Here is a 23,201-nt window from a genome sequence, read left to right on the forward strand (position 1 = left end):
TATATTCCGCTGGTGGACCATATAGACCATTCGAGGAAAGGCATGGAAGGCACCAGTATTGTTCGGAACGAGGTCATCGAAGAGCGCCATCGTGAGGCCTGGAACAGCCTTTTGGGCATCGATGCCCAAAAGAACCAACTCCTCGCCTGGGCGGCTCTCTCGCTAAGGGCTGGGTCGCTTGACAGAAATGCCACTGCGGTGAACCGGCTCGCTTTGGTCGAGGGCCCACCTGGGACCGGTAAGACTTCACTAGCCCGAAACTTGGGAGCCCCTCTGTCGACCATTGCTGAGTCAGCAGTCCGGGTCATCGAGTTCGCCTCCCACGAAGCGATGAGCGGAGAACACGGCCGCACTCAGCGTGAAGTGCATCGGATTCTGACCGAGACCGTCCCTCACCTCGCTGGTGCCGACATAACTGTATTGGTAGTAGATGAAGTGGAGGCACTGGCCATCCACCGCGGACAGGTCAGCTTGGAGGCGAATCCCGTCGACGTACACAGGACAACCGATGCAGCAATAACCGCCCTAGACCTGCTCGCCGATATCTGTCCCAACGTCGTAACAGTGATGACCACGAATTTCCCCGAGATTGTCGACTCCGCGCTGCGGTCCCGGACGGATGTAACCGTCGCGATTCCACTGCCGACCAAAGAGGCCGTCCAGGAGATCATCCAATCAACGCTCAAGGCTTGGTCACGAGAGTTCCCCGATCTCAAGGCGGTAATCGATCACCCTTCGATCTCAAGCGTTTCGGAGGAACTAGCAGCAAAGGGAATCGATGCCCGTCAGAGCCGCAAATTCGTGCTCGACGTGCTCAGTTCTGATCTTGAGCTTGCATCAGACCCGAGGCGGCTCACCGCCACCCACCTGGGCCAGGCTGCGCAGAGGTGGAAAGGGATCCAATGAAGGCAATACGCACCGTGCCAGGACGGCCCGTCAACGATGGCAAGACTGTCGCGACGAAAATCATTGATCTTGTAGCCGACACGCTAGATCGCAGTTCCAGCCTAAACGGAGATGCAGTCAGGTCAGAACTCAAAGGAGCAGAACAAGCACTGGGACTACTCAGTGTGGGAGGGCACCTTTGCCGAGGCGAACTCGTACTTGTAGCTGCAGGACTTCGCCTGCAGGTCGAAGTGCCGGTAGGTGAGGACGCTCACGCCGCGAAGGAGCATATCGACGTGCCGCGGGGTGCCGCGACAGCCAGTTCGTGGTCGCTGCATCTACCTGCGCCTGACGGCCTCGCCCCTGTTGTGCATAGAGCTGCCAAATCGTGCCCCCACATTTCGCTTGAACCAGCGCCAGCCGAGACCCCCTCGCGCCAAGGACAGTCTTCAGCACCCGTGATCGATTTGTCGAGGCTCGCACACTCACGAGGCAGCAAATGAGCACAACCACATACACGACCACTCGCACCTTCACCCACACGGCCACCCAACTCGCGGGCGTAATGGTCTCGGCGCTAGCTGAGACACTGCTTGCTATCGGAGTGTCCTCCGACAGGGTTTCACGGGTCTTCGAGTACGAGTCTGCGATCAAGTGCTGGATTGAAGAGCGTTCCCTCGCAAAGATTCGCGTCACCCTCAAGCCCCCCGGTGGAGCTGAGACCGCTGGCTACGCGTTCGACATCGACTACACAGCCTGGGATCCCGAACAGAAATTCCGCGACCAACTCGCCCGCATCCGCCGCCAGATAGTGAAAGAACCACGAGTGCGAACAGGGACTGACTTCAAAGTAATCGCATCACCACGGTCTGGGTATTCGCTGTCTGACCAACCTGGATGGACCAATACGAACAGACAACTGCCATCCTTCAGCAACGGATACCGCCATGGCACAGCAGGCAGTGGTCCAGGTGCCTCCGCGGTGCTGCGCTCGTATCGACTTACTTGAGAGGAGTCCAACGTGACCTATGTAGATGACGCATTCGAGAAGATGCGCCAAGCCGGAGAGATCACTAAGGGCGAGCAGGCTCTAGCGCAGAAACGGCACCATCGAATCCGAGAAGTACTAAGCGGCGAGTGGGACATAGAGAAGACGTTCTTGACCGGTAGCTACGACCGGCACACCAAGATCAAACCTCTCGAGGATGTCGACATCTTTGCAGTCATCGACCCTGCCGGAGGACAGGGCCACTACCGCCAGAAGCTGCCGAACAGCATCATCACGGCGCTCGTCAATTGCCTCCAAGGCAAGTTCAACCGTGTAGAAGCAGACGGAATGGCAGTGCGCATCACAATGTCGGACAATGACGGTGACGCCTCATTCGAATTGGTTCCAGCATTTGAGCATTCTCAGGCCGGGTATGAAGCTCCCGACCCTCAGCGCGGGCGCTGGATCCGGACCGACCCCGAAGCACACGCCCAACTCACCTCATCAAAAAACGCTGCGTGCAGGAAAATGTGGGTGCCCTTCGTGAAAATGGTGAAAGGCTGGAACCTCCAAGTCGGACGGCCAGTGCCCCAGTCGTTCTTGATCGAGACCATGGCGCTCACGCTCGTGCACCCCCCATTTGGCCGCTACCAGGACGAAATCACCACATTCTTTGGAAATGTCATCGACCATGCCTCCGGCCCATGGGCCGACCCCGCCGGAATAGGTCCAGACGTCGACGAACTCCTTACCTCTAGCGACCGAGATTCCATCAGATGCGCGGCGAAGGATGCGCTCTCCATCGCAGAGGAAGCCGTATATCTGGAGGACGAGGGAGAAGAGCGCAATGCCGTCGAGCTATGGCGTGAGATCTTCGGTCCCCGGATGCCCCGACCATGACTCAACTGGCCATAGAACAGCAGGACCTGTATCGCGCGTATTCTCAGAGCTACCAGACAGAAGCAAGTAATCGCCGCATCTCGTTCATTGCAGACATCGTGTTCGCCGCAATCGCGGCAGCAATCGCGGCAGCAATCGCATCCGGCGATTCGTCCAGTTCGATCGTTGACTTCCTCATCACCTGGTTGCCAACAGCAGCCCTGGTTTGGCTGATATTCCGGGAGTCTGGCCTATTTGTAGAAGACAAAGAACACCGACGCATCGCCGTGGCCATCCAAGAACAGTTCGACCTCACATTCTGGAAGTCCAAAGCCTGGAGCGAAGGGTGGAACCATCTCCTTTGTGGCGACCCAATTCAGCCACGGAAAATTCGAGACCTCTCACAAAAAAACAAGGAATTGGATTTTGACGATGACTACTGGATAGCTACTCACGACATCCCACCAAACGAGGCAGCCCTCCTCAGAATCCAACAGTCAGCCGGTTGGGGTGCCATGGGTCACGAACGCTATGCACGTCTAAATAAGTCCCTAGCTCTCATTTGCCCCGCCCTCATCATTGCCACAGCATTGATTTCAGACCTTGACGCACGTGAAACGGCGGCTGTTTTGATGGCTATGGCTCCACTTGTCGTTGGCCGGCTGCATAGCGCACGAGCCCACGCTGCTCTTGCTCTCAAGCGTGAGGACCTCGAACGCCACATTCGGAATTTGCTCAGCAGTACTTCGCTCGCCACAGAACGTGATGTGCGCACCGCACAAGATGAGCTGTGCAGAATGCGCCTTGAAAATCGGCGCATCCCCACCTGGCTGTACAAGAAATACGCCGTGAGAGACCGCAACGCGATAGACACCGCAGTCGCCAGCGACGCAGCAACCCTTCGACAACGGCTCCAACAATCAGACAACAAATAGGCTCAAGAGCCAACCCTACCGTGAGCTAGTTAGACGCCACGGAGAAGCCAATCGGCGATCCCCATGCCCCGTCCCGTCGGCAGCCACCGGATTAGGCAATAGGGCCAACCAACCCGACCTCTCCTCCCTCATTTCTCTCCGATCCGGTCCCGTGGCTCGACGGTTCCCCTCGTGTCTCCAGAACGGAGCCCGGCCCTCTCCTATGTCTGTTGCAGGTAGTCGGCCCATTGGTTCATGAGCTTGCGGCGCTTGGTGTAGGCGTCGCCTCGGATGTAGGCCTGTTGGGTTGAGTCGCCGAGGCTGTGGGCCAATGCGGCCTCGGCCACTGCCCAGGGCGTGTCGGTCTGCTCCAGCGCCCAGGTACGGAAGCTGGCCCGGAAACCGTGGACGGTGGCCCGGTCAGCCAACCCGACATCGCGCAGGATCTTAGTGAGGGTCATGTCCGACAGGGGCCTGCCGGGCTTGAGCGGGGATGGGAACACCAGGTCGGAGCCGTCGTGGCAATCCTTGGCCCGGTCCAGCACCTCGAGGGCTGCGTCGCTCAGTGGCACCCTGTGCTCGGATGCGGCCTTCATTCTCTCTGCGGGGATCTTCCATTCGCAGGCGTTGAAGTCGATTTCACCCCATGTGGCGTCGCGGGCCTCGCCGGAGCGGGCCGCAGTCAACACGACAAACCGCAGGCACAGCTTGGCCGACGGCGACGCGCCGGATTCCTCTACCGCCGCAAGGGCTTCCGCCACTGCGGTGTATGGCAGCGAACGGAAATGGGACTTTATGCGGGGCATCGGCGGCAGGGCCCCGTCGATTACTTCGCCGGCCATGTTGAATTGGACGTAGCCGTGTGCTTGGCACCATCTCAGCACCGCGCGGATCCTTTGGCGGACCTTGCGGGCCGTTTCGGTGCGGGTCGCCCACATGGGCTCCACGCAGTGGAGCACGTCAGACTGGGAGATGCGGTCTACTGCCATGTCCCCGATGATGGGGAAAGCGTGGTTCTCCAGCGACGCCCACCACAGGGTCGCGGTCCGGTCGCTGCGCCATCTGGCCCGGTTCGCATCTAGCACCTTCTTCGCAGCCTCGCGGAACGTCGGCACATCGCCCCGGCGCTTATCTGCCAATGGATCGCGGCCGCTGGCTACAGCGGCGCGGTGCCCGAACGCCTTGGCGCGCGCATCGGCCAAGCTCACTTCGGGCCAGCCTCCCAGCCCGATCTCGCGGCGGCGCCCGTCCACAGTGAGGCGCAGAACCCAGCATCTCGACCCGGATTCGTACACTCGCAGAAATAATCCTTGGCCGTCCTGGTGCTTTCCCACACCGGCGTTCTTGACCTTCGCGGCGGTCAACTGCGGCATCCCATCCCCCAATTTATCCCCCACATTTTCGGGGATAGCTCGAACGATACTGGGAACAGCCTACCACCGGCCGATGACATAAACGGTCGCTACGCTGGTCAAATGCAGAACTACGCAGACGTGCTGGCAACAACAGAAAACTCTCGGCAGCGCCCACGGCAGGATTCGAACCTGCGACCTTGGACTTAGGAGGTCCCTGCTCTGTCCCGACTGAGCTACGTGGGCGGGTGTGCGCGATTTTGTGCGCGAATTTGGTTGGGAACGGGATTTTAGGCGGCTTCGGGCAGTTTCCGGTGGCCGATTAGGGCTGGTTTGGCTCAGGCAGGATGTGCGCGCGGTCTGCGGGTGGGTTTGGGGGTGTTCGGGGGCGCGTCTGTCTGGTTTGGATTTTCGGTCTGGGTGTTGGGGTTAGGCGGCTTTGAGTTCGGGGCCGGCTCTGAGCCGTACGGGGAGCTGGTATTTCCCGAACCATTTGGATATGTCGGCATTGGTGCGTTTGTGGTGCGCGACCAGTGCGGTGATGATGGTCTTGAATTGGTAGGCCAGCTGGTTGAAGTGGACGCTGCGCTTTCCTATGGTCCGGCAGCGCCGGTCCAAGAGGTCGGCTTTGACGCCGCTGAAGGTGGATTCCGCGTCTTCGCGTAGCCCATACATTTCTGTGAACCATGGGTCTGATTCTGGGATGGGCCGCAGGGCGAGGGTGCGGCGGGCGTGGGGGTTGGCTTTGCGCTCGGCGCGGGAGCTGTTGTGGGTGATGGTGGTCTTGGCCCCTTTGAACTTCATCAGGTTCGGGAACAGCGCGGGGATCTCGTCGGTTTCCCGGTTGTGGTCGCAGTCGGTGCTTTGGGAGGCGTCGCGCTTTGCGCCGTTCTTGGTGTGCTTGCTGTATTCGCGGATCGCCCAGGTGCCTTGGATGGAGAACTTGTCGCCGGCTCTGGGGACTTTTTTGGTTTGGATGCGTTTGAGCGGGAAGAACCAGAGCTCACCGTTGCCGTCGGGGAACACGATGCCCGGCGTGCCGTTGATGGCGTAGACCTTGAACGTGGCTTTGTTGCCGTCTCGGGTTGTGAAGGTGTGGGTTCCGAGGTTCTTTTCTGCGGGCCCGCTTCCTGCGGTGTAGGGGATTCTTGTGAAGGGGAGCTTCCCCGCGTCAAGGAGCCGGTCGGCGTCCGCTGACCGGAGTGCCATGTCGTAGCACAGTCCGTGGACCCTGGCGAGCTTGTGGGCGTAGTCCCCGATCAGGTCCAGGAACATTTTCGTTGCGACGGTGGCGTCGTTGTTGGGGTTGAAACCCGGGTCGTCGTCTGCGCCGGGGTGGTCTGGGTCGGCGAAGTCGATGTCAAGGACGAGGCGCTCGTTCCCGAAGGGGAGACGGCAAGACACATAGACCAGCATGTATCCAGCTGAGCCGGCCAAATAGCGGTCATTTCTGTAGAACACCTTCGCGTCGGGGTCGGTTCTCTTGTTGTCGCCTGGGCCGACGGCCCAATGTGGGATGGTGTACACCGCGGGGAGGAACGTCGCGTCGGCGACCATCAACAGCCGGGGGTATGTGAACGAGTTCCTGCCTTCGGGGTCGAGCAGTCCCATGGCTTTGGCGGCGTTGACCGCGGCGTCCCTTGCGAGCTTGCGGATCGTTCTCAGCATCTGATCGGTCAGATACTTGCTCCGGAACCGGTAGTGCTTGTCTCGGTTCATCGGCTTGGGCGAGAGCCGCCAATCGGGCCGGTCGGGGTGGGCGAACTCGAGCGCCTCGCGCACCCGCTCCCAGTTCTTGGGGTCGCTCAGGTTGTCCTCCGCTGACCTGATGGACCCGTAGAGCCAGATTGCGAACTCGAACACGAACACATCGATCACGCTGTACTCCCGCTTTCGCCCGACCCTGCGCCGCTCAGAGCGCGTGGAGATCACCCCTTCGAACAGGCCGGCCGCCGTAAGCATCGGCATGAAGCAGGCCATGAGCTCGAGCAGCTCGACGTCCGAAAGCTTGAGCGGGGCGCTCTTGACCTTGCGCCCGGCGCCGCCGGACTGCTCGGACCAGTCTTCAGGTTCCCCTCCGGCATCGGCCGCTTCCTCTTCGCTGGGGCGCGCTGGGCGGCGGTCTGCGAGGTTGGAGATGTTGTCGGCCCTAGTCGGCTGGGGTCTGCCTCCCCCGGGTCCGCGCTTGCTCTTGCCCTTCTTCCTGCCCTTGGGGCCGCTGCCGCCGCCCTTGCGAGGCGATTTGGCGCTGCCGATGGCCCTGATGTCCGCGAGCCTCACGGGAAGGCCGTCGGCGAACAGCCTCTCGACCCTACCCGACATCGCCGTGCCTCCAGTCGTGGCCGAGCGCGTCGGCGGCGGCGTCCAGCGACCGGGATCCCAGGAACCGGGCGGCGGCCTCGATGCACGATTCTTGGAGCACCCGCACCGCAGTGGTGAGGCGGATCGACCGGGCCGTCACCCCCGCCCGCCCGGCGATACCTGCGTCGGCGAGCACCTCGCCCAGCCGGACCGTCACCGAGTGCGCGGCCTGGAACTCGTCGGTGCGCCCCGAAACACACAACAGCTGTTCCGGCGGGATCGGCCGGTGGGTTCGGACGAAGCAGTCGACGGCCTCCGCGGCCCAACCGCCAAGCGGGTTAGTGCGAGCCGAAGGGCCGTCGAATGCGACCATCCCGGCTTGGAGATCCACGTCGCCCATCCGCACCCCCGCCACCTCGGTAGCGGTGCCGCCGGCGAAGCTGAACGCGACCAGAAGACAGCGCCGGGACCCCGGCAGCCCCCTGTCGGCGTGAACCTCGACCGAGGTGGCCTCCTCGTCGGTAAGCGGTCGGGTCGGGATGCCGGCTCCCCTGCGCTTGATTCGCTCGCCGACCAGCTCTTCGGGGTCGATAGGAGCGCCCAGCCCCTTGGCCTCCTCGAACACGGCCAGCGCGGCCCACTGGCGATTGCGGGCGGTGGTCTGCGCCGGGTCTTGCAGCCGGCCCCATCGGTCCGGGCGCGGCGCCCAGCACCACTCCGCCACCAACTGCTCGGTCACTTCTGGCCACGAAGCGGCGCCTCGGGCGCCCAGATACCTGAACAGCCTTGTCGCCTCGGCCGCGATCTTCTCCGCGGTGCGCTCATTGCCGCCATAGCGCTCTCGCAGCGCCGCCTGCACCAGGTCGCGCCACTCCTCCATCAGCAAAGCGCCGCTCACTGACAGCCTCCAGCCCGCCGCGAGAAGGCGTATCCGGCGCAGCACCGCAGGGCCGCCGCCGTCGGGGTCGAACAGCCGCAGGGTTCGGTCTGTTTGCCCTGGAGATATGCCGTTTGCGGCGGTAGACTGCATGTAAACCTTTTGTGTTTTGCAGCAGCGCCTTGTCCTCGGAAAAAGATGGGGCGCTGCTGCTTTCCTGCCTTAGGTCCAAGGGTGTCCCGTTTCTGACAGAAACTCGGAAAATTTTTTTCTGGCCGCCGACTCGGCCCTTCACGCTGTGTTCCTGAGGGCAAAAACACCCTGGCCAACGGCCTGTGTGCAGCGTGTCGAGAACCCGAGAGGACGGAGCGGAGGCGGCCGCACAACCGGGACTCGCGGCCCAAAAGACAGGTCCAATGCCCTTCAGCGGGGGCGTCTGAAGCGGCTGCCGCACCCGCTGTGAGGCTCGGCAGTCGCCGGGCGTTCCCACTTGCCGCTCTGGATTGGGCCCGGCCCGACCATGTGAGGCCCGGCGGCGGGCAGAGCCCGGGGCGACGCCGTGTCCCCCGGTTTTTCGACCGGCATGCTGTGGTACTCTGCATTGACGCCTCTTCGAGGTTGTTCCATCGAGGCACCCCTGTCCGGCAAGACATCTGGGGTGCCTCGATGCTCTTTGGCCGCCGGGCCCGCCCCTTGCCGGAGACGAGCCCATCCAGCTAGTCCATTCTAATAGACTAGCTGTTGCGGCCGGCAATGCAAGGGATCTTCTCAACGAGAGTCCGGCCTCCACGGCCGCAGCGGCGTGGCCCGGTTTGCGGGGGCGGTGGCGCCGGGGGGATTTCCGGGAACGTAGTATGAGCCCGTGCCCGGCAGACGCCCGAAACACCCCCCGAGGCACTGGAGTATCTCCGGCGAATGGCCCAACGCTCCCCTGCGCGAGGGTGCGCCGCCCTCGGCAGCGCTAGCTCGGGGCGTCGCCTCCCGCCTCCAACGGGCCCTGGAGCACAACCGGGCAAATAGCCGGGGCCCCGGCTCGGCCCGCAAGGCAGCCGCTGCCACCGGCTTGTCGATCACGACCATCACCAACATCCTCCGCGGCATCTCCTGGCCCGACATCGACACCGTTGCCCGACTCGAAAAGGCCCTCGACGCCAGCCTCTGGGGAGACGAGCACCTCACAGGGACTAGGAACAGCAACTAGAAGGTCGGCCTCCCGGGCCTACGTGTTCGCCGTGCCCGTCCGGCCAGGGATCCGCTTTATTCGCTGGTGCTCCGGTAGGGGCCTGTGCTGCGATGGGCGGCTGCTGTCCGGGTGAGGTGTGCGATGGGTTTGAGGGAGATGCGGGAGTGGGCGGAGGCCTTGGAGCCGGCCGCCCTGTTCAATCTGGACGAGGTTCAGGCGGTATTTCCCGCCATGTCGCGGTCTGCGGTCGTGTCGTGCTTGAGCCGGTTGTGCCAAGGCGACGACCCGCTCATGGGACGCCCACAGGGTGGGTGGTACTGCCGGCGTCGGCTGGGAACCCTTCGGCGGGTGCCGGTCCCCCATGACGTGTACCCGGTGCTCGCGTGGCGGATCGCGGGGCCGGGTGCGGGAATGGCCGGGCCTTTCGTCGCCAACGTGATCGGCTGGAGCACCCAGGTGTCGCCCCGTTGGTGGATTGCGGTCGTGGGCCGCCCGCCCAGATCTCCCGGCGGGCCGGTCTATTTGGGCCGCTCGAACAGACGCCGCCTCGAGCTGGCGAACTTCGAGGTGTCGATGCTCGAAGCCATCAGAGACTTCGACACATGGTCCGAGCTCGAATGGGCCGACGCTCTGGACCGATACGCGAAATATGCCTCCAGAGGCTGGTTGGGCCCCTTGCGCCCGGACCTGTTCGTCGCTGTCGCAGACGCCGAACGGGGCCGCGGCCCGCTGTTCCGCCAAAGATGTCGAGAGCTCGCCGCCATCGCAGGGCAACTCGACTGAGCCCCATCGCCAGCGAATCCCAGACCACCGGACCCAATCCGCGGAAGCAAGGGGGCGCTTTATTCGCTGGTCTGGCGGTTCGACATTGTGCTGCGATAAGCGGCTGCTGTCAGAAGAGGTGTGCGATGGGCATAGAGGAGATGCGCGACTGGGCCGAGGCCCTGGAGCCATACGAGCTGTTCAACTTGGACGAGGTGCAAGACATGTTCCCCGCCATGTCCCGCACCGCGGTCATCGCGGGTCTGGGCCGGTTGTGCAACGACGACGATCCGCTTATGTGCCGCCCGGCGCGCGGCTGGTACTGCCGGCGGATCCAGGACGCCCCCTACCCTGTGCCGGTACCCCCTATGGTCTATCCGCACCTGGGATGGAGGATCGCAGGGCCCGGCGCAGGCATGACCGGGCCCTACGTCGCCAACCGCATCCACTGGAGCACCCAGGTGCCGCCCCGCATATGGATCGCAGTAGTGGGACGCCCGCCCCGCACCCCGGTACCCATCGTCTTCACAGGCCGCTCCAACAAGCGCCGAGCCGAGCTGACAATGTGGGAGGCGTCGCTGCTCGAAGCCATAAGGGACTTCGATACATGGTCAGAGATCACATGGCCCAAAGCGCTCGACAAACACGCCGACTACCTGTCCCGCGACTGGATCGGCGCCATCCGCTCTGAACTGTTCGTCGAAGTAGCCGACGCCGAACGAGGACAAGGCAAACTGTTCCGCCAGCGATGCCGAGAGCTGGCCGCGATCGCGGGGCCAACCGGCATACCAGCCCGATAGACGGCCTGCCGGAGCCCCAGGCGAAAATCGTTAAAACCGGTGCTTGTCCAGCGGTTTTAATGGGAGCACACCGCCAGGAGGAACAGTGGCCTACGAGATCCCCGAGGGCTTCCCCAGCCCAGAAGACGGGCGCGTCGCACTGCTGGGCGACACGCACGCCAACACCGACTGGGTGCTGCGCGTCATCAAGGCCCTCGCCGCAGACGGGATCAAGACAGTCGTCCAGCTCGGCGATTTCGGCTGGTGGCCCCAGCTCGCGTTCGCCCGCAAAGTCTCAAGAGACGCGCAGAAGGCCGGGGTTCAGGTGCTGTTTTTGGACGGGAACCACGAGCACCACCTGAACCTGCGCAAATCAGCCCGCAACGCCGATCCCCAATGCGACAACGGCCGGCCCGTGCAGCTGCACCCTGACCTGTGGTACCTGCCGCGGGGCTGCGCCTGGCAATGGGGCACTACGAAATTCCGCGCCCTGGGCGGAGCGTTCAGCGTCGACCGGCCGTTCCGCATATCCGGCAAGACCTGGTTCATCGAAGAACTCCCCTCAGACGAGGACCTCCAACGCGCCATCGACGCCGGCCCGACAGACGTGCTTTTGTGCCACGACTACCCGGCGCTGGGCTACCACCTGCCCAGCACCCTTGACATCGACGAAGAGCTCGACCGCATATCCCGCCTAGTCCAAGAGCGGCTCGCCGAAGTCGCCGAGGCCATCCAACCCCGACTCGTCGTCCACGGCCACTGGCACCGCCGCTACACCACCCAGCAACAAGGCATCACCATCGAAGGGCTCAACTGCGACAACACCGCAGGCGCGGCGCTCATCTTGGACGTCGACACGCTAGAGACCAAAGACTGGTCCACCCCGGTGTCTCGCCGCTGACGACCCATTTCTTGCTCCAGCCATCAACCGCCGACCAGAAGCCCTCGCCAATCCCGATACTGGAACCGTACTTTGGGCAGAAGAAGGGGGTTGGCCCGGCACCCGATTGAACTCAGCCGCCCTGCCGGCCGCTGCTCTTGCGCAGGGATTCGCCGTCCGGTCATGAGGCGACTTGCAGGCCGGCATCGTGCAGCCTCTGTTTCAGCCTGGCTAGCTCCGCTGGGCCAGCTGCTGGCACATCTTTGCGGCGGGTGGAGGTCGCCGCAAGGGGGGAATTGGAGAGGCGGTTGGATGCCGTGACAGGCCCGTCTGATCCCGAAGTTCGGGCAGTTGGGGGAGCCGCACAGGTCATGGTCCAGATTCGCGTCGCACCGGTGAACGGTTACTGTTCTTGCGATGTGCTCGCTGCCGGTCGTCGCTGAGAGCACGCCATTTTTCCGGCTGCTGGCGGTGGGTCGGCGGCGGGCGGTCTTCTCGGACGGGGTGTTGCGGGTAGAGGGCCGCCGCCACACCCTTGTGGAGAGTGCGGCTCTGGAGTCGTTGGACGGCGTGGAGGTTCGACGGGGCAGGTTCGCCAGCCGCCTGACGGTCCGCGAGGTCGGGGGCGCGGCGGTCGCGGTGCGCGGGCTCGACAGAGACGAGGCGTCGCGCCTGTGCGACGCAGTGGCTGAAGCTGCCCGAAAGGCCGCGGCGGCCGTTGGGCGAGAACTGGTCGAGGTCGACGAAGCGCTGCGGCAGCTTCTTCGGCTCGACATCTACGTGCGCCATTCTGCGATGGGGGCGGTCCACCAGAAGCTGGTGTCGTCAGTGGGCCGCAGCGGCGGGATCGTCGCCTGCCATCTGTCCGAACCAGCGATCGAGTCGCGCAGGCGGCTCGAGCCCCTGGTGCCCGAAGAGAGCATCGAGGCGCTGCGCGACAAGGCCAACCAGCGGTTCGTGTCCCAGCGCGTACCCGATGTGGCCGAGGCGGCGCGGGCCGCTTTCGGCGCCCGCCTGACCGGCGAGCAGGCCGAGGCGATCGCGACCGATGAGGACGTGACGCTGGTGCTCGCAGGTGCGGGCACGGGCAAGACGACCGTGATGGCCGCCAAGGTCGCGCACCTCGTGCGCAACGAGGGCGTCGACCCCGACCAGATACTGGTGCTGGCCTACAACAACAGCGCACAAGCCGAGATCGCCGGCCGGCTACCAGACGAGCTGTCAGAGGTGGACATCAAGACGTTCCATGCGTTCGGCCGAGGGGTGCTCATCGAGAGCGGGGACACCCCCAACTTGTCGAAGATGGCCACCGACGACCATGTTCGCCGCTCAGCGATCGACGACATCCTCGAAGCGCTGATCGAAGACGAAGGGTCGTCGGATGCAGTCGTCAGCTTCTTGCTGTACCACCACGAGCCCTGCTACTCGCCGTTCGACTTCGCAACGGAGCAGGAATACGAGGCATATTGGCGGAGAATCGAGCTGCGCACCCTGAGCGGGGACTTGGTCAAGAGCATCCAGGAGCTGCAAATAGCGAACTTCCTCTCAGAGCACGGAGTGAAATTCGAATACGAGTCCAAATACCCCCACTTGTCGGGAACCGACGAGCACCGCCCCTATCTCCCCGACTTCTACCTGCCCGAACACGGCATCTACATCGAGCACTTCGCGCTCGACGAGCAGGGAAACCCACCGCCTCACTTCGGCGGCTACGCCGAAGGCGTGGCCTGGAAGCGCCAGACCCACCGGCAGCACTCGACCACCCTGATCGAGACCTACAGCTGGGAGCACAAACACGGCACATGGCGCTCGTCGCTGAGAGCCCAGCTGGAATCGAATGGCGTGGACCTCGCCCCGGTTCCCCGCCGAGACCTCATCGACAGCCTCTCCGAGACCAGGATCTCCCGGCTGTCGGGGCTGCTGGCCACGTTCCTCAACCACGCCAAGACCAGCAATGCCAGCTCCGAAGTGCTGCGAGCACGGGCCTCAGATCGCCGGGACCAGCGGCGGTCGGCGGCTTTCCTGGACGTATTCGAGCAGGTGCGCCGACAATACGATCGGCTCCTCTCCGAAGCGGGCGAAATGGACTTCCACGATTTCATCAACCGCGCCGCCGCCTGCATCCGCCAAGACCGAGAGCGGTGGCGGTACCGCTATGTGCTTGTCGACGAGTTCCAGGACATCTCCGCCGGCCGGATGAACCTGCTGCAAGCCCTCGCCTTCAGCGGCCAGGGCGCCGCGTGCTTTTTGGTGGGAGACGACTGGCAGTCGATCTACCGGTTCGCGGGCAGCGACGTGGCTCTGGTGCGCGGCTGCGGCAGCCATTTGGGCCACGTCCAGCAGCGGGCACTGAGTCGGACGTTCCGCCACTCGGACGGCATCCTCGCCCCCTCCACCGCGTTCATCAAGCAGAACCCCGAGCAGACCCAGCGGCCGATGCGCTCCCAGAGCGCAGCAGCCGACGACGGCATAACCGTCGTGGCCGCCGACAACCCCGCCGGCGGCGTGCAAGCGGCCCTGCAAGACATCGAGCGCAAAAGAGGCGCCGGGCCGTCGGATGTGTTGGTTCTGGGCCGCTACAACACGAGCAGGGAGACGGCGCCGCCCGGTGCGGGATTCAGCACGGTCCACAGGGCCAAGGGGACAGAAGCGGACTACACGGTCGTCGTCGACCTCAAAGACGGCCGGCGGGGGTTCCCCTCCCAGATCGGCGACGACCCGCTCCTCGAGCTGCTCCTTCCCCCAGCCAGCGACAACCCCTTCGCGTTCGCCGAGGAGCGCCGCCTGTTCTACGTGGCGCTTACCCGAGCCCGAAACGGCGCCTACCTCGTCACCGACCCGGCCTTCCCGTCGCCTTTCGTGCTGGAGCTGCTCGACCGAAACCCCGGCCTGCGGACGATAGGCGAGCTCGCCCCGGCCAGGAACTGCCCGCGCTGCCCCGGCGGGCGCCTGGTGCGATCACAGACCCATAAGACATTGCGATGCACCATGCATCCGCACTGCGACTACCAGGCGCCCCGCTGCCGGCACTGCGAAGACGGGTACGTCGTCTCCGGAAAGAGGAGCCCCGCCGCATGCACCAACCCCGGCTGCGGGGAGCAGCCCGAGTCATGCCCGTGGTGCCGCGTCGGGGTTATCGTGCCCCGCCAATCCGAGAAGACCGGCGAATTCGAAGGATGCTCCGAATTCTGGTCCAAGATCGGATGCGCCTACACCAGAGACTTCGATCGACGCTCTTCGCGCCGATGACCCGCCGTGCCCGCCGCAGCCATCGTGCGATGTCGCAAGTATCGTCCAGCACCCGGCACTTCGATCAGAACTGAGAGCATCGGCGATCCGACGAACAACGGTGTCCACTAGTCGCCCAGAGCGCACCCATGGATGCCGATGGCGGCGAAGTCAGCAATGAATCTCTCTGGGCATTGTCCATGCCCTGTGCGCTCGTCGGCTCTCGGCCACCTCGCGGAATGGGCATCTTGAACCTCACCGGGTTTCAAGCAGGCTGTTTTGTTTGTATGTTGGCTGTCAATTTCTTGCGGAATCTGAAGTTCTGTGATCTGTTGACCGGCTTGCGCGACATCCAATACTTCGGGGTGTCTGGGTGGGCGGCTTGTCGCGTGTCGCAAATCCTCGTCCAGTGGGCGGGGTCTTTGTACTGGTCGTCGGCTTCGGGATAGCTCCCGTTCATCCAGGCGGCCACTTCGTGTACCAGCAGGACCATCGTGTCGCATTCGCGCTTTCGCCCAGCCCTGTTCGGCCCTGTAACCGTTTCCATGGCACCTCGCCTTGCTTGTCGGCGCAGGCTTCGAGCTGGTGGCGACTGCCGGCAGGACAGGCGACGACGGAACGGTCACCGAGCTAGAAGTCAAGGTGCTGCTCGACTGAATCGCTGCTGTTGAAGTCTTGGCTTGCCGGGTGTATCTCTCACCGGGTGAAGCGCAGAAGTTGCGTCCTGTGGCGCGCTGGTGGCGGGCTCAAGGGTAGAAATCTGGGGACTCAAGGCGCGGACTCTTGCGGGGCCTAGGAGTGGCCACGCAACGGCAGCAGCTACGAGAGACAGGTCTATTCGTCGGGGCCCAGGACTAGGTTTCCCCAGTCTTGAGGTTCGCCATCCTTGAGCAGTCTCAGAGCTCCGCGCCGACACAGTGCCTGGGCATCAGACAATAAGTCTCGGTTCTGTTGAGTGCTCTCGACGTGTCCGAGATGCACTGCTTTTGATGCTGTGTCATAGGCGTCACGGAATTTCTTGCGGATGGTCTTTCTTTCTTCGTGGTCGGCTCCCAAGTGCCAAGCTGCAAAGAGCGCCAGCCTGAACCTCATCTCCTGACTCATCTCATTGCCGAAGTCTCTGAGGTAGAGCGACTCCAATGCAATACGCAGGTCGATGAATCTATCCTCCAGACTGGCTCGCGTATTCTTCGTGCTTTGCCACCTTGATGCAGCTATACGCAGTTGATGCGAACAGTCGGCTGCTAGCGCGTCAAGGGTACGCCCGAGTTCGGCTTCCTCGATCTCCAGCGTCCAGTCTTCAGCAAGCTCTATGGAAGGACCGTCTGGGTGGGATTCGGGTCTGATCGTTGCGTTTGTGTAGGAGTGGCTCCTGTAGTGCTGTTGGCCGAAAGACCGGATCGCGTTCTCGTGTCCGCTGCCGAAGGCCACAAGCTCGCCGAAGTCGGTCCAGAAGAAGGCGATGTCGGCATGTATATCCGCTTCTAGCGAGAGGGCTGTGCAGACTGTGGTTGCGTCAATTCCCGGCATGGCCGTAGCCCGCGTGGTCCGTACCTGATCCGTGTTGCTCGGGTGGAACAGCGCAGGTGCGGTCGTGTGATCGATCGTGATCACCATGCGTGCCAGGTAGTCCCCGATCGTGCGGCCCTTCGTCGTCGGCAAGAAGAACGTGAATTGGCGGGTCGACAAAGGCAGTGACTCTATTCGGATGCCGCCCACTGGTGATAGGGGTTCCGCGAGGATGCCTTTGGCGTTGAGAAGGACTCTGGTCTTGAAGGCGGCCGGGTCGCCGTCTGCCCACCCTGTGAGGAGCTCTGCCACGCGTGCTGAGCCGAGGAAGGCTGCTCCTCTGACTAGCGATTCGGCAAGGTCCGATACTTGAGACGTTGATGTGTGGCTCACCACGCCATCAGCCTGGACAGTGAGAGTGCCTGATGATCCGCGGCCGGGGAAGGCGTGCCCGATGCGGTCTTTGGATGAGTCAACGCAGTGGGCGAGTTCGGCGCGCACGTAATCGGCGACTTGCGCGAGCGACGATGAAGGCACTGACATCCGTGCCCGATTTGCCATTTTGTGTTCTCTGTCTTGCCAAGTTCGGCGTTCAATCAGGTCGCGTAGCTGTTGCGCTGTGAGGACTTCATCCGGCCTCTGCCCGTAGTAGGTCACAAAGCCATCATCCTCTGGTTTCGTGTGGCCGATGTCGAATGTAGAACTGGCGGCGGCTGAATCCAGCAGTTCGATCAGTCGTTGCACGCCCTGCCTCCACCACGCCGATACGAGAACAGCAAAGAACCGATCGGCTGATCAGTGCGCTCCATGACTCCTCAGGCTACCGAGCGGCAAACGCCGGAGAGCGACCGCAGTAAGACTGGCAATCCCTCGCGTTCGGGCTTCCTGCTCGCTGGGCTAGTGGGCCGGTGGGCGGCCGATCAAGCCAGCCGCTGGACCAATATGGCGTAGCCGTCGCCGCGTTCTCCGTTCACCTCTCCGACAAGGACGAAATACTCCCCGGTGCTTGTTGCTGTGAACTCGATCATCGCGTTGTAGGGGTTGTCGAAAACCGTTGAGGGCCCGCTGTCGTCGTCGTAGAGGACTTCGCCGTCGGGGGCGATGATTGCGATGTCGGTGTCGGCGAAAATGGAGTCGGTGCTCACCGAGTAGGTCGCGCCCTCGCTCAGGACGAGCACGTATTCGTCGACATCTGAGTAGAAGTCGAACAGGCCGAATGTGGCCGCCCATTCACCCTGCGCCCAGCCGCTGGCGTCTATTGCCTCCTGGCTGTCGTCGGGATCGGCGTAGGGCTGCAGTCGCACAGAGCTCGTCAGGTCGAATGTGTAGTCGCCGGAGTCGTTCGCCCAGCTGTCGACGACAACGAAGTACGTGGCGTCTTCGGGGATCTCGAATACGGCCGTTTCCTCGCTGGTCTCGGTTTCGTCGACTTCGACGAGCACGCCGATGGCGTCAGTCACCAAGAGGATGCCGTCTGCTTCCCCGTCGATGGTGATGGTCACAGTCGTTCCCGCCTGGCCGTGGAAGGTGAGCGCTTGGGCGAAGGTGGCATCCACTTCGAAGGCGAAATCCCCGACGGCATCTGACAGGGTGCGGTCGTCGTCGGGGTCCGCCGATGGGCCCGACGCGATGAGGCCTTCGACGATCACAGCGACGTCGGCGGCCGAGGTGGCGACTCCGAAGCCGGCTGCGCTGAAGCTCCAAGTGGAGATGCCAACTACTTGGCCGCGTTCGTTGACCAAGGCCCCGCCGCTCTGGCCGCCGGCGATGGCCGCGTCAGTCTGGATCAAGGTGAGGTCATAGGTGTCCCACTGGCGGAACCGGGACAGGATGCCCCGGGTGATCGAAGCCTGTGGGAACTGCTCGTACTCGGCGGGGTAGCCGACCAGGAACAGATCGCTGCCCGGCGCCAAAGCCTCCCCGTCGGCGAGCTCCAATGCGGCTGCGTGGAATTCGATCGGCCCCAACACCGCGATGTCGGCCATGAAGTCGTAGCCGATCACCGGGACGTCCTCGAACTCGGTGCCGTCGGGGAACACGACCCGGGCTGTTTCGTGGAAGCCGACCACGTGATAGTTGGTGACGACATAGCCTCCCTCGATCAAGATCCCGCTGCCAGAGCCCGACGCGGTTCGAATGAGCGGTACAGACGGAGCTGTCCGCTCGTAGATCTGGGCGGCTGTGAGCGCCCCGCCGTCCGGCTGGGAGTCCTCGCCGGGCTGAGGCGCAGGAGCGCCGTCGACGCAGCCGCCGGGAACGATCTGGGTGTCGACGTCGAAACGGCACCGGTACACGTTCAACAGGGCCTCCTGGCTCTGGATCAGCCCGTCGCGCACGTCGAGGTCGTTCTGGCTGGGGTTGGGCGGCGCCACGCCGGGGGCAACCAAGTCGGGATTCGGGCACTGGCCCGGAACCACATCGACGTCCACTCCGAACAAGCACCGGTAGGTGTTCAATAGGTTCTCCTGGTTGGCGATCAGCTGATCCCTCTGTCTCACGTCCTCGACAGTCTGGGCCGTCGCAGCAGGCGCGGCGAACACCGAGATTGCTGCGACCACAGCGAAAAGGATTGCAACGGACTTGGATCTGGTGAAGGCTCGCACGGCGCGGACCATAATAAGGCTTGTTATATAATGGCAAGTAGCTCGATTAGAGCTGGTGGTAGCCGCCCTCGTTTCCGTTGATGAGCACCGACAAGTCCGGGGTTTAGGGGGTCGGGCTGGGTTCTCGTGCCCCGTCTCAGTTGCCCCCCGGCTCGTGCCTGGTGGGTGCTTCCAGCAGCCGGGCGGCTCACCGCCGACGACGGGGGCAGACGACACGTCGTCAATGGCCCAGCCCTGCGGTGTCGGCTACCTTCTGCGTTCTCAGCGGGTTGGCGGCAGAAGCAGAGTGCGAGGGGTCGGGCTGGGGCAGGGGGTGGCTTGGGGTTAGGAGCAGGGGCGGTAGTTCCAGTCGCGGGCGACGTCGGACACGTAGGGGCCCTTGATGAGGCGGTAGCCGGCGTTGGCGTGGTCTGAGCCCACTGTGTGGCCCCATTCGTCGAACTCGACGTCGATGCCGTCGACGCCCAGGTCGAAGTCGTACATCTCTTCGGGGAGGAGGCTGTGAGCGTATAGCGACAAGTCCACGTCGTAGATGTAGGACCCTCTGGCGATGATGTCGTCGGGCTCGCCGCTCCAGCTCTGGTCGGGCCCCAGTCCCTTGAGGTCGGCGGTGATCTTGCCGGCTGCGGCCAGCACCCCGGCTCGGGTCAAGTCGCCGTCGGCGATGGCGCGGTCGAGGATTTGGGTGGTGACGTAGCCTTGGATCCAGCTGTACACATACAGGTCGTCAAAGGCGGCGCGGGGGCGGTACTGGCGCAGCGCCCACACCATCTCCTGCATCCCCTGGGAGTCGCCCACATTCCACAGCTGGGCCGCGGCCACATGGGTGTAGCTGGTGTCGGCAACCCACCGGGCCTGCGTCAACAACAGCAGCGGCGACCAGCTCGGGGCGCTCCCCGACCACTGGCCCTCGAACCCCGCCTTTTCGGCGCCGACCAGCAGCGCGACGGTCGTCTCGGGGCTGGTGCCCAGCCACACCCAGTCGGCGCCCGAGGCGGCGATTCGGCTGATCACTCCGTCGAGGTTGTCGCCGGAGGATATGGCGCCCCCGGCGTCGTAGACTATTTCCAGGCCCTTCGCCTCGGCCGCGATCCTCAGCCCCTCGGCGCTGTCCCGGCCGTATTCGTTGTCGAAGCTGACCAGCGCCACCTTGTCGCCGTGGGCCTCTGCCATGTGCGTGGCGCCGTTCATCGCCTCGACGCAGTAGTTGACCAGCGTCTCGAACAGATTGGAGCCCATCTCGGCGTCGGCCCAGCGAGAGTGCCGGGAAAAGGGCACGGCCGCCATCTCGTCTTCAGCCAGACGGTCGACGATGGCCTCGTTCTGAGGGGACCCGGTGGACACTGAGAACATCACCACGCTGTTCGGGCCGTCGCCCGACATCACCTCGTAGTTCTCCACATGGGCCGCCACGTCATACCCGTTGTCCATCACAACCGGTTCGATCTGCCACCCCCTGATCCCGCCCCGGTCGTTGAGCCACTCCCAATAGGCCACATGGCCCTCGGCGGCTCTCAGGGAATGCGTCGTGAAGATGCCCGACAGATCTGTGTTCACCCCCACCCGGATGGTCTTCGACCCGGCATCAACCCCCGGGCCAACCGAGACGCCTCCAGACTCTGAACCGGCGCAGGCCGCCACCAGCACCCACACCAGCGCGAGCGCGCCCAGTTGCCGAGCCCGCTGACTCATAGGTCTCCTCATTTCGCGCAGCCGAAGAAATCGTCGTTGTCGGGGCGAAACCGTCTATGGCCTCCTGCAATGAGAATTAGAATAATCACCAGGAGCAATTACTGAATTAGGACTAGTATGATGATTCCAACACGCTTTGGTATTGGTACGGCTTGCGTCCACAAAGATGCACAGGACATTGGTCCAATCTCCTCGATCGGAACCGGTTGACGGCCCGTCGACCAGGGTGGACAGAGTGCCCGTGCCGCTGCCGAGAGGGCGCTTGTTGATCCTGACCATGGCGCAGTAGTACCTACTGGCAACCGCGGTCGATCTAATGTCCAGACCAGCGGCAAGTGGAGTATCGGACAAGAAGTTGTACTGCGCCCTTTCGACATTGGTTGATGAGGGATTCTGCCGGTTACTCCTTTGAGCATTGAGAGTGTCTCTTGCCGTACCCACGTCAGTATTAGCAGTCCACCAGGCCTCTGCGCTCTCGGCGTTGTTGCAGGCATGCGAGATTTGACCGTGAGTGCTGCCGTCTTGTTCGTCCATAGCCTTGCTGTACACATTCGGAGCGGTGGTCGGCTCGAGACCGACTTCGACCGTGCCGTCTTTCATCCACAACTCAAAGTGCTGCATCTTTCCGAACCGATCGTCGGCGCACTCGCTATCATTAGAGCTTTTATCGGGATGGGTGGACCAGTAGTACAAGATGCCCGTCGCGTGAGTGGTGGTTATTTGCAAGCCTTCTGAGTCGTATCCCGGAGTGTGGCCCGCGGCGGGCTGGGCCAGCAGCACAACAAGCAGGGCGAAGGCAACAACGACCCTCGCCACCGCCCCCCTTCCCCGTGAAGGTGTTCTGGCTAACTCGAACATGTCAACCCCCTCTGCAAGGCCACGGTCGCATTATCACACTTATTATCATATCATCACACTTATTATCATATTGCCATCGTGCCGATGAACATGGCGCACACAGACGGCGTACAGGCGTCGAGATTTCTGCCGTCGGGGACAATCCAGCTTTGTTATCGCCGCAGGCCAGACGCCGGCATTCAGGCGAGGTCTTGGAGGCGGGAGCGGGCCGCTTGCAGGCGGCGGAGGACTTCGCCTCGGGCGAGGCGGTGCACCATAGGCTCGAATGGCTCGAACAGCGGCGGGCCCACAGAGCGGCCGGCATCGTCCACGGCGTGGCCTGGAATGCTGGCCCCTGCTACCGGAACATGATCTCTCGATTCGCCCCTATGGCGGCGGATGGCCGCGGGCGCGACGCGTCGCTGGCCACACCTTGGCGCTGCGCTCTTCGCGTGTCGGAAAGAGCCTCCCACCTCTGGGGCGGCTCCGCCGGTGCCTGCATCGCCTTTGCGGAGGTAGACGGCTGAGACAGCGGGATCCCCGGGCGACCGCCGATTCCGCCCCGGCGGGACCAGAGACCAAGGCGCGAGCGTCCCTGGCGAGCGTTCGCGGCGGTTCGCGATCATAGGTATTATGTTCAAGTGCTGCCTTCTGGGGGACGTTTCCGTGTCTGATGATGATGGGCGGGGCCGCGGGCGCGACCCGGTTGGGCTGACCGAGCGGCTGCTGGAAGCGGCTGCCGAGGTGTTCGTGGAGCGCGGATACGGCGAAGCGGTCGTCACCGAAGTCGCCCGCCGGGCCGGGGCCACCACCGGCGCGATCTATGCGCGGTGGCCCCACAAGAACGACATGATGGTCGCCGCTCTGGAGCATCTGCTCGGCCAGGTCACCCCCGAGCAGAGGATGAGGGGCTTCGGGGTCGGCGAGCTGCCGGCAGCGGAGATCCTGACAGTGTGGGCGGAGAAACTTCTGGTCTCAGACACCGCGCAGGACGTGCTGGTGCAGGTGTTCGGCAGCGCCCGCAGCAACGACGCGGTCCAAGAGAGCCTTCGCCGGTTCCTCGACGACCAGGCCGACCAGCTGGGCGACCTCGTCGAGAGAGGCAAAAGCGAGGGATTCCTCGACCCCGAAATGAGCACGGCCAGCCTTACCCTGATGATCCAAGCAGTCGGGATCGGCACCCATCTTCTGATGTCAGCCGAGCGGGCAGACCGCCACCTCCCCGGACAGCAAGAATGGGCCGAAGCGCTCATGAGAATAATCGGCGGAGCCGGCCCCGCAGCCGACTAGCCCCTGAAGGATGCGATGAGAGAATTCAGCAGACATGTCACCCTTGACGGCGACGGCTTTGCAATACAGGCGAGCCCCGCCCAGCCCAGAGCAGTCATCGGTGATCGAGCGGGCGAACAAGAGGCCGCGGTCCGGGCCACCACCAGAATCTGAGAGCTTGGCGAAGCCGTCGAAGCCTTCGCCCGAACACACTCGCTGCGGCCAGCCAGCAGCGCTGGCTGCGCCGCTGACGCGGACACAGA

General features: G+C 63.4%; 19 protein-coding genes and 1 tRNA gene. 11 read left to right on the plus strand and 9 right to left on the minus strand.

Features of this window, described 5'->3' with window-relative positions; all coding sequences use genetic code 11:
* The first annotated feature begins 12 nt into the window (after window positions 1-12).
* The 4 genes from ACOGXH_RS13595 (at window position 13) to ACOGXH_RS13610 (ending at window position 3,687) form a co-directional block, all read left to right on the plus strand.
* Window positions 13-906 (plus strand): AAA family ATPase, encoded by an 894-nt coding sequence (locus tag ACOGXH_RS13595; protein WP_419929631.1) that lies wholly within the window; start codon window positions 13-15, stop codon window positions 904-906.
* A gap of 478 nt (window positions 907-1,384) precedes the next feature.
* Entirely contained in the window at window positions 1,385-1,894 is a 510-nt protein-coding gene (locus tag ACOGXH_RS13600) for a hypothetical protein (RefSeq protein ID WP_419929632.1), read from the plus strand.
* 12 nt (window positions 1,895-1,906) lie between these two features.
* Complete coding sequence (locus tag ACOGXH_RS13605; protein ID WP_419929633.1) at window positions 1,907-2,773, plus strand: CBASS oligonucleotide cyclase; 867 nt, start codon at window positions 1,907-1,909, stop codon at window positions 2,771-2,773.
* The gene (locus ACOGXH_RS13610; protein WP_419929634.1) at window positions 2,770-3,687 is read left to right on the plus strand and encodes an S-4TM family putative pore-forming effector; all 918 of its coding nucleotides are present in this window, start codon (window positions 2,770-2,772) and stop codon (window positions 3,685-3,687) included. The genes ACOGXH_RS13605 and ACOGXH_RS13610 overlap by 4 nt, the downstream gene beginning before the upstream one ends.
* Before the next feature lie 200 nt (window positions 3,688-3,887).
* Here ACOGXH_RS13610 and ACOGXH_RS13615 read toward each other — a convergent pair whose 3' ends face one another.
* From ACOGXH_RS13615 to ACOGXH_RS13630, 4 genes are all read right to left on the minus strand, one after another.
* The gene (locus tag ACOGXH_RS13615) at window positions 3,888-5,030 is read right to left on the minus strand and encodes a tyrosine-type recombinase/integrase (RefSeq protein WP_419929635.1); all 1,143 of its coding nucleotides are present in this window, start codon (window positions 5,028-5,030) and stop codon (window positions 3,888-3,890) included.
* A 159-nt stretch (window positions 5,031-5,189) separates the two neighbouring features.
* Window positions 5,190-5,264 (minus strand) — tRNA-Arg (locus ACOGXH_RS13620).
* 183 nt (window positions 5,265-5,447) lie between these two features.
* Window positions 5,448-7,340: a hypothetical protein gene (locus tag ACOGXH_RS13625; RefSeq protein ID WP_419929636.1), complete on the minus strand. Its 1,893-nt coding sequence runs from the start codon at window positions 7,338-7,340 to the stop codon at window positions 5,448-5,450.
* Complete coding sequence (locus ACOGXH_RS13630) at window positions 7,330-8,349, minus strand: hypothetical protein (protein ID WP_419929637.1); 1,020 nt, start codon at window positions 8,347-8,349, stop codon at window positions 7,330-7,332. The genes ACOGXH_RS13625 and ACOGXH_RS13630 overlap by 11 nt, the downstream gene beginning before the upstream one ends.
* 709 nt (window positions 8,350-9,058) lie before the next feature.
* Between ACOGXH_RS13630 and ACOGXH_RS13635 the strand changes: the two genes are divergently transcribed.
* The 5 genes from ACOGXH_RS13635 to ACOGXH_RS13655 all read left to right on the plus strand — a co-directional run bounded on the left by ACOGXH_RS13635 (window position 9,059) and on the right by ACOGXH_RS13655 (window position 15,049).
* The gene (locus ACOGXH_RS13635) at window positions 9,059-9,397 is read left to right on the plus strand and encodes a helix-turn-helix domain-containing protein (protein ID WP_419929638.1); all 339 of its coding nucleotides are present in this window, start codon (window positions 9,059-9,061) and stop codon (window positions 9,395-9,397) included.
* Between the two features lie 123 nt (window positions 9,398-9,520).
* Window positions 9,521-10,162, plus strand: a complete 642-nt coding sequence (locus ACOGXH_RS13640; RefSeq protein WP_419929639.1) for a hypothetical protein — start codon at window positions 9,521-9,523, stop codon at window positions 10,160-10,162.
* A gap of 125 nt (window positions 10,163-10,287) precedes the next feature.
* A complete protein-coding gene (locus ACOGXH_RS13645; RefSeq protein WP_419929640.1) occupies window positions 10,288-10,941 on the plus strand; it encodes a hypothetical protein in 654 nt (217 codons plus the stop codon).
* Window positions 10,942-11,026: 85 nt separating this feature from the next.
* Window positions 11,027-11,821: a metallophosphoesterase family protein gene (locus ACOGXH_RS13650; protein WP_419929641.1), complete on the plus strand. Its 795-nt coding sequence runs from the start codon at window positions 11,027-11,029 to the stop codon at window positions 11,819-11,821.
* A 396-nt stretch (window positions 11,822-12,217) separates the two neighbouring features.
* A complete protein-coding gene (locus tag ACOGXH_RS13655) occupies window positions 12,218-15,049 on the plus strand; it encodes a UvrD-helicase domain-containing protein (protein ID WP_419929642.1) in 2,832 nt (943 codons plus the stop codon).
* Window positions 15,050-15,293: 244 nt separating this feature from the next.
* Here the strand turns inward: ACOGXH_RS13655 and ACOGXH_RS13660 are convergent, their stop codons facing one another.
* From ACOGXH_RS13660 to ACOGXH_RS13680, 5 genes are all read right to left on the minus strand, one after another.
* A complete protein-coding gene (locus ACOGXH_RS13660; protein ID WP_419929643.1) occupies window positions 15,294-15,575 on the minus strand; it encodes a hypothetical protein in 282 nt (93 codons plus the stop codon).
* A 287-nt stretch (window positions 15,576-15,862) separates the two neighbouring features.
* Entirely contained in the window at window positions 15,863-17,281 is a 1,419-nt protein-coding gene (locus ACOGXH_RS13665; RefSeq protein ID WP_419929644.1) for a hypothetical protein, read from the minus strand.
* A 176-nt stretch (window positions 17,282-17,457) separates the two neighbouring features.
* Window positions 17,458-19,095, minus strand: coding sequence for a trypsin-like peptidase domain-containing protein (locus tag ACOGXH_RS13670; protein WP_419929645.1), 1,638 nt, complete (start codon window positions 19,093-19,095; stop codon window positions 17,458-17,460).
* A 369-nt stretch (window positions 19,096-19,464) separates the two neighbouring features.
* Window positions 19,465-20,832: an ABC transporter substrate-binding protein gene (locus tag ACOGXH_RS13675; RefSeq protein ID WP_419929646.1), complete on the minus strand. Its 1,368-nt coding sequence runs from the start codon at window positions 20,830-20,832 to the stop codon at window positions 19,465-19,467.
* A gap of 54 nt (window positions 20,833-20,886) precedes the next feature.
* Window positions 20,887-21,690: a hypothetical protein gene (locus tag ACOGXH_RS13680; protein WP_419929647.1), complete on the minus strand. Its 804-nt coding sequence runs from the start codon at window positions 21,688-21,690 to the stop codon at window positions 20,887-20,889.
* A gap of 191 nt (window positions 21,691-21,881) precedes the next feature.
* Here ACOGXH_RS13680 and ACOGXH_RS13685 point away from each other — a divergent pair, with 191 nt between their 5' ends.
* Complete coding sequence (locus tag ACOGXH_RS13685) at window positions 21,882-22,196, plus strand: hypothetical protein (RefSeq protein ID WP_419929648.1); 315 nt, start codon at window positions 21,882-21,884, stop codon at window positions 22,194-22,196.
* A gap of 139 nt (window positions 22,197-22,335) precedes the next feature.
* Window positions 22,336-22,959, plus strand: a complete 624-nt coding sequence (locus ACOGXH_RS13690) for a TetR/AcrR family transcriptional regulator (RefSeq protein WP_419929649.1) — start codon at window positions 22,336-22,338, stop codon at window positions 22,957-22,959.
* The last annotated feature ends 242 nt before the right edge of the window (window positions 22,960-23,201 follow it).

Source organism: Candidatus Poriferisocius sp., from assembly GCF_965208355.1.
Lineage (GTDB): Bacteria > Actinomycetota > Acidimicrobiia > Acidimicrobiales > Bin134 > Poriferisocius.

Excerpts from the sequence above, each read along its gene's own strand:
- ACOGXH_RS13675 (WP_419929646.1), bottom strand. The coding sequence starts at position 20,832 with ATGAGTCAGCGGGCTCGGCAACTGGGCGCGCTCGCGCTGGTGTGGGTG.
- ACOGXH_RS13625 (WP_419929636.1), bottom strand. The coding sequence starts at position 7,340 with ATGTCGGGTAGGGTCGAGAGGCTGTTCGCCGACGGCCTTCCCGTGAGG.
- ACOGXH_RS13600 (WP_419929632.1), top strand. The coding sequence starts at position 1,385 with ATGAGCACAACCACATACACGACCACTCGCACCTTCACCCACACGGCC.
- ACOGXH_RS13645 (WP_419929640.1), top strand. The coding sequence starts at position 10,288 with ATGGGCATAGAGGAGATGCGCGACTGGGCCGAGGCCCTGGAGCCATAC.
- ACOGXH_RS13660 (WP_419929643.1), bottom strand. The coding sequence starts at position 15,575 with ATGGAAACGGTTACAGGGCCGAACAGGGCTGGGCGAAAGCGCGAATGC.
- ACOGXH_RS13640 (WP_419929639.1), top strand. The coding sequence starts at position 9,521 with ATGGGTTTGAGGGAGATGCGGGAGTGGGCGGAGGCCTTGGAGCCGGCC.
- ACOGXH_RS13655 (WP_419929642.1), top strand. The coding sequence starts at position 12,218 with ATGTGCTCGCTGCCGGTCGTCGCTGAGAGCACGCCATTTTTCCGGCTG.
- ACOGXH_RS13610 (WP_419929634.1), top strand. The coding sequence starts at position 2,770 with ATGACTCAACTGGCCATAGAACAGCAGGACCTGTATCGCGCGTATTCT.
- ACOGXH_RS13630 (WP_419929637.1), bottom strand. The coding sequence starts at position 8,349 with ATGCAGTCTACCGCCGCAAACGGCATATCTCCAGGGCAAACAGACCGA.
- ACOGXH_RS13680 (WP_419929647.1), bottom strand. The coding sequence starts at position 21,690 with ATGTTCGAGTTAGCCAGAACACCTTCACGGGGAAGGGGGGCGGTGGCG.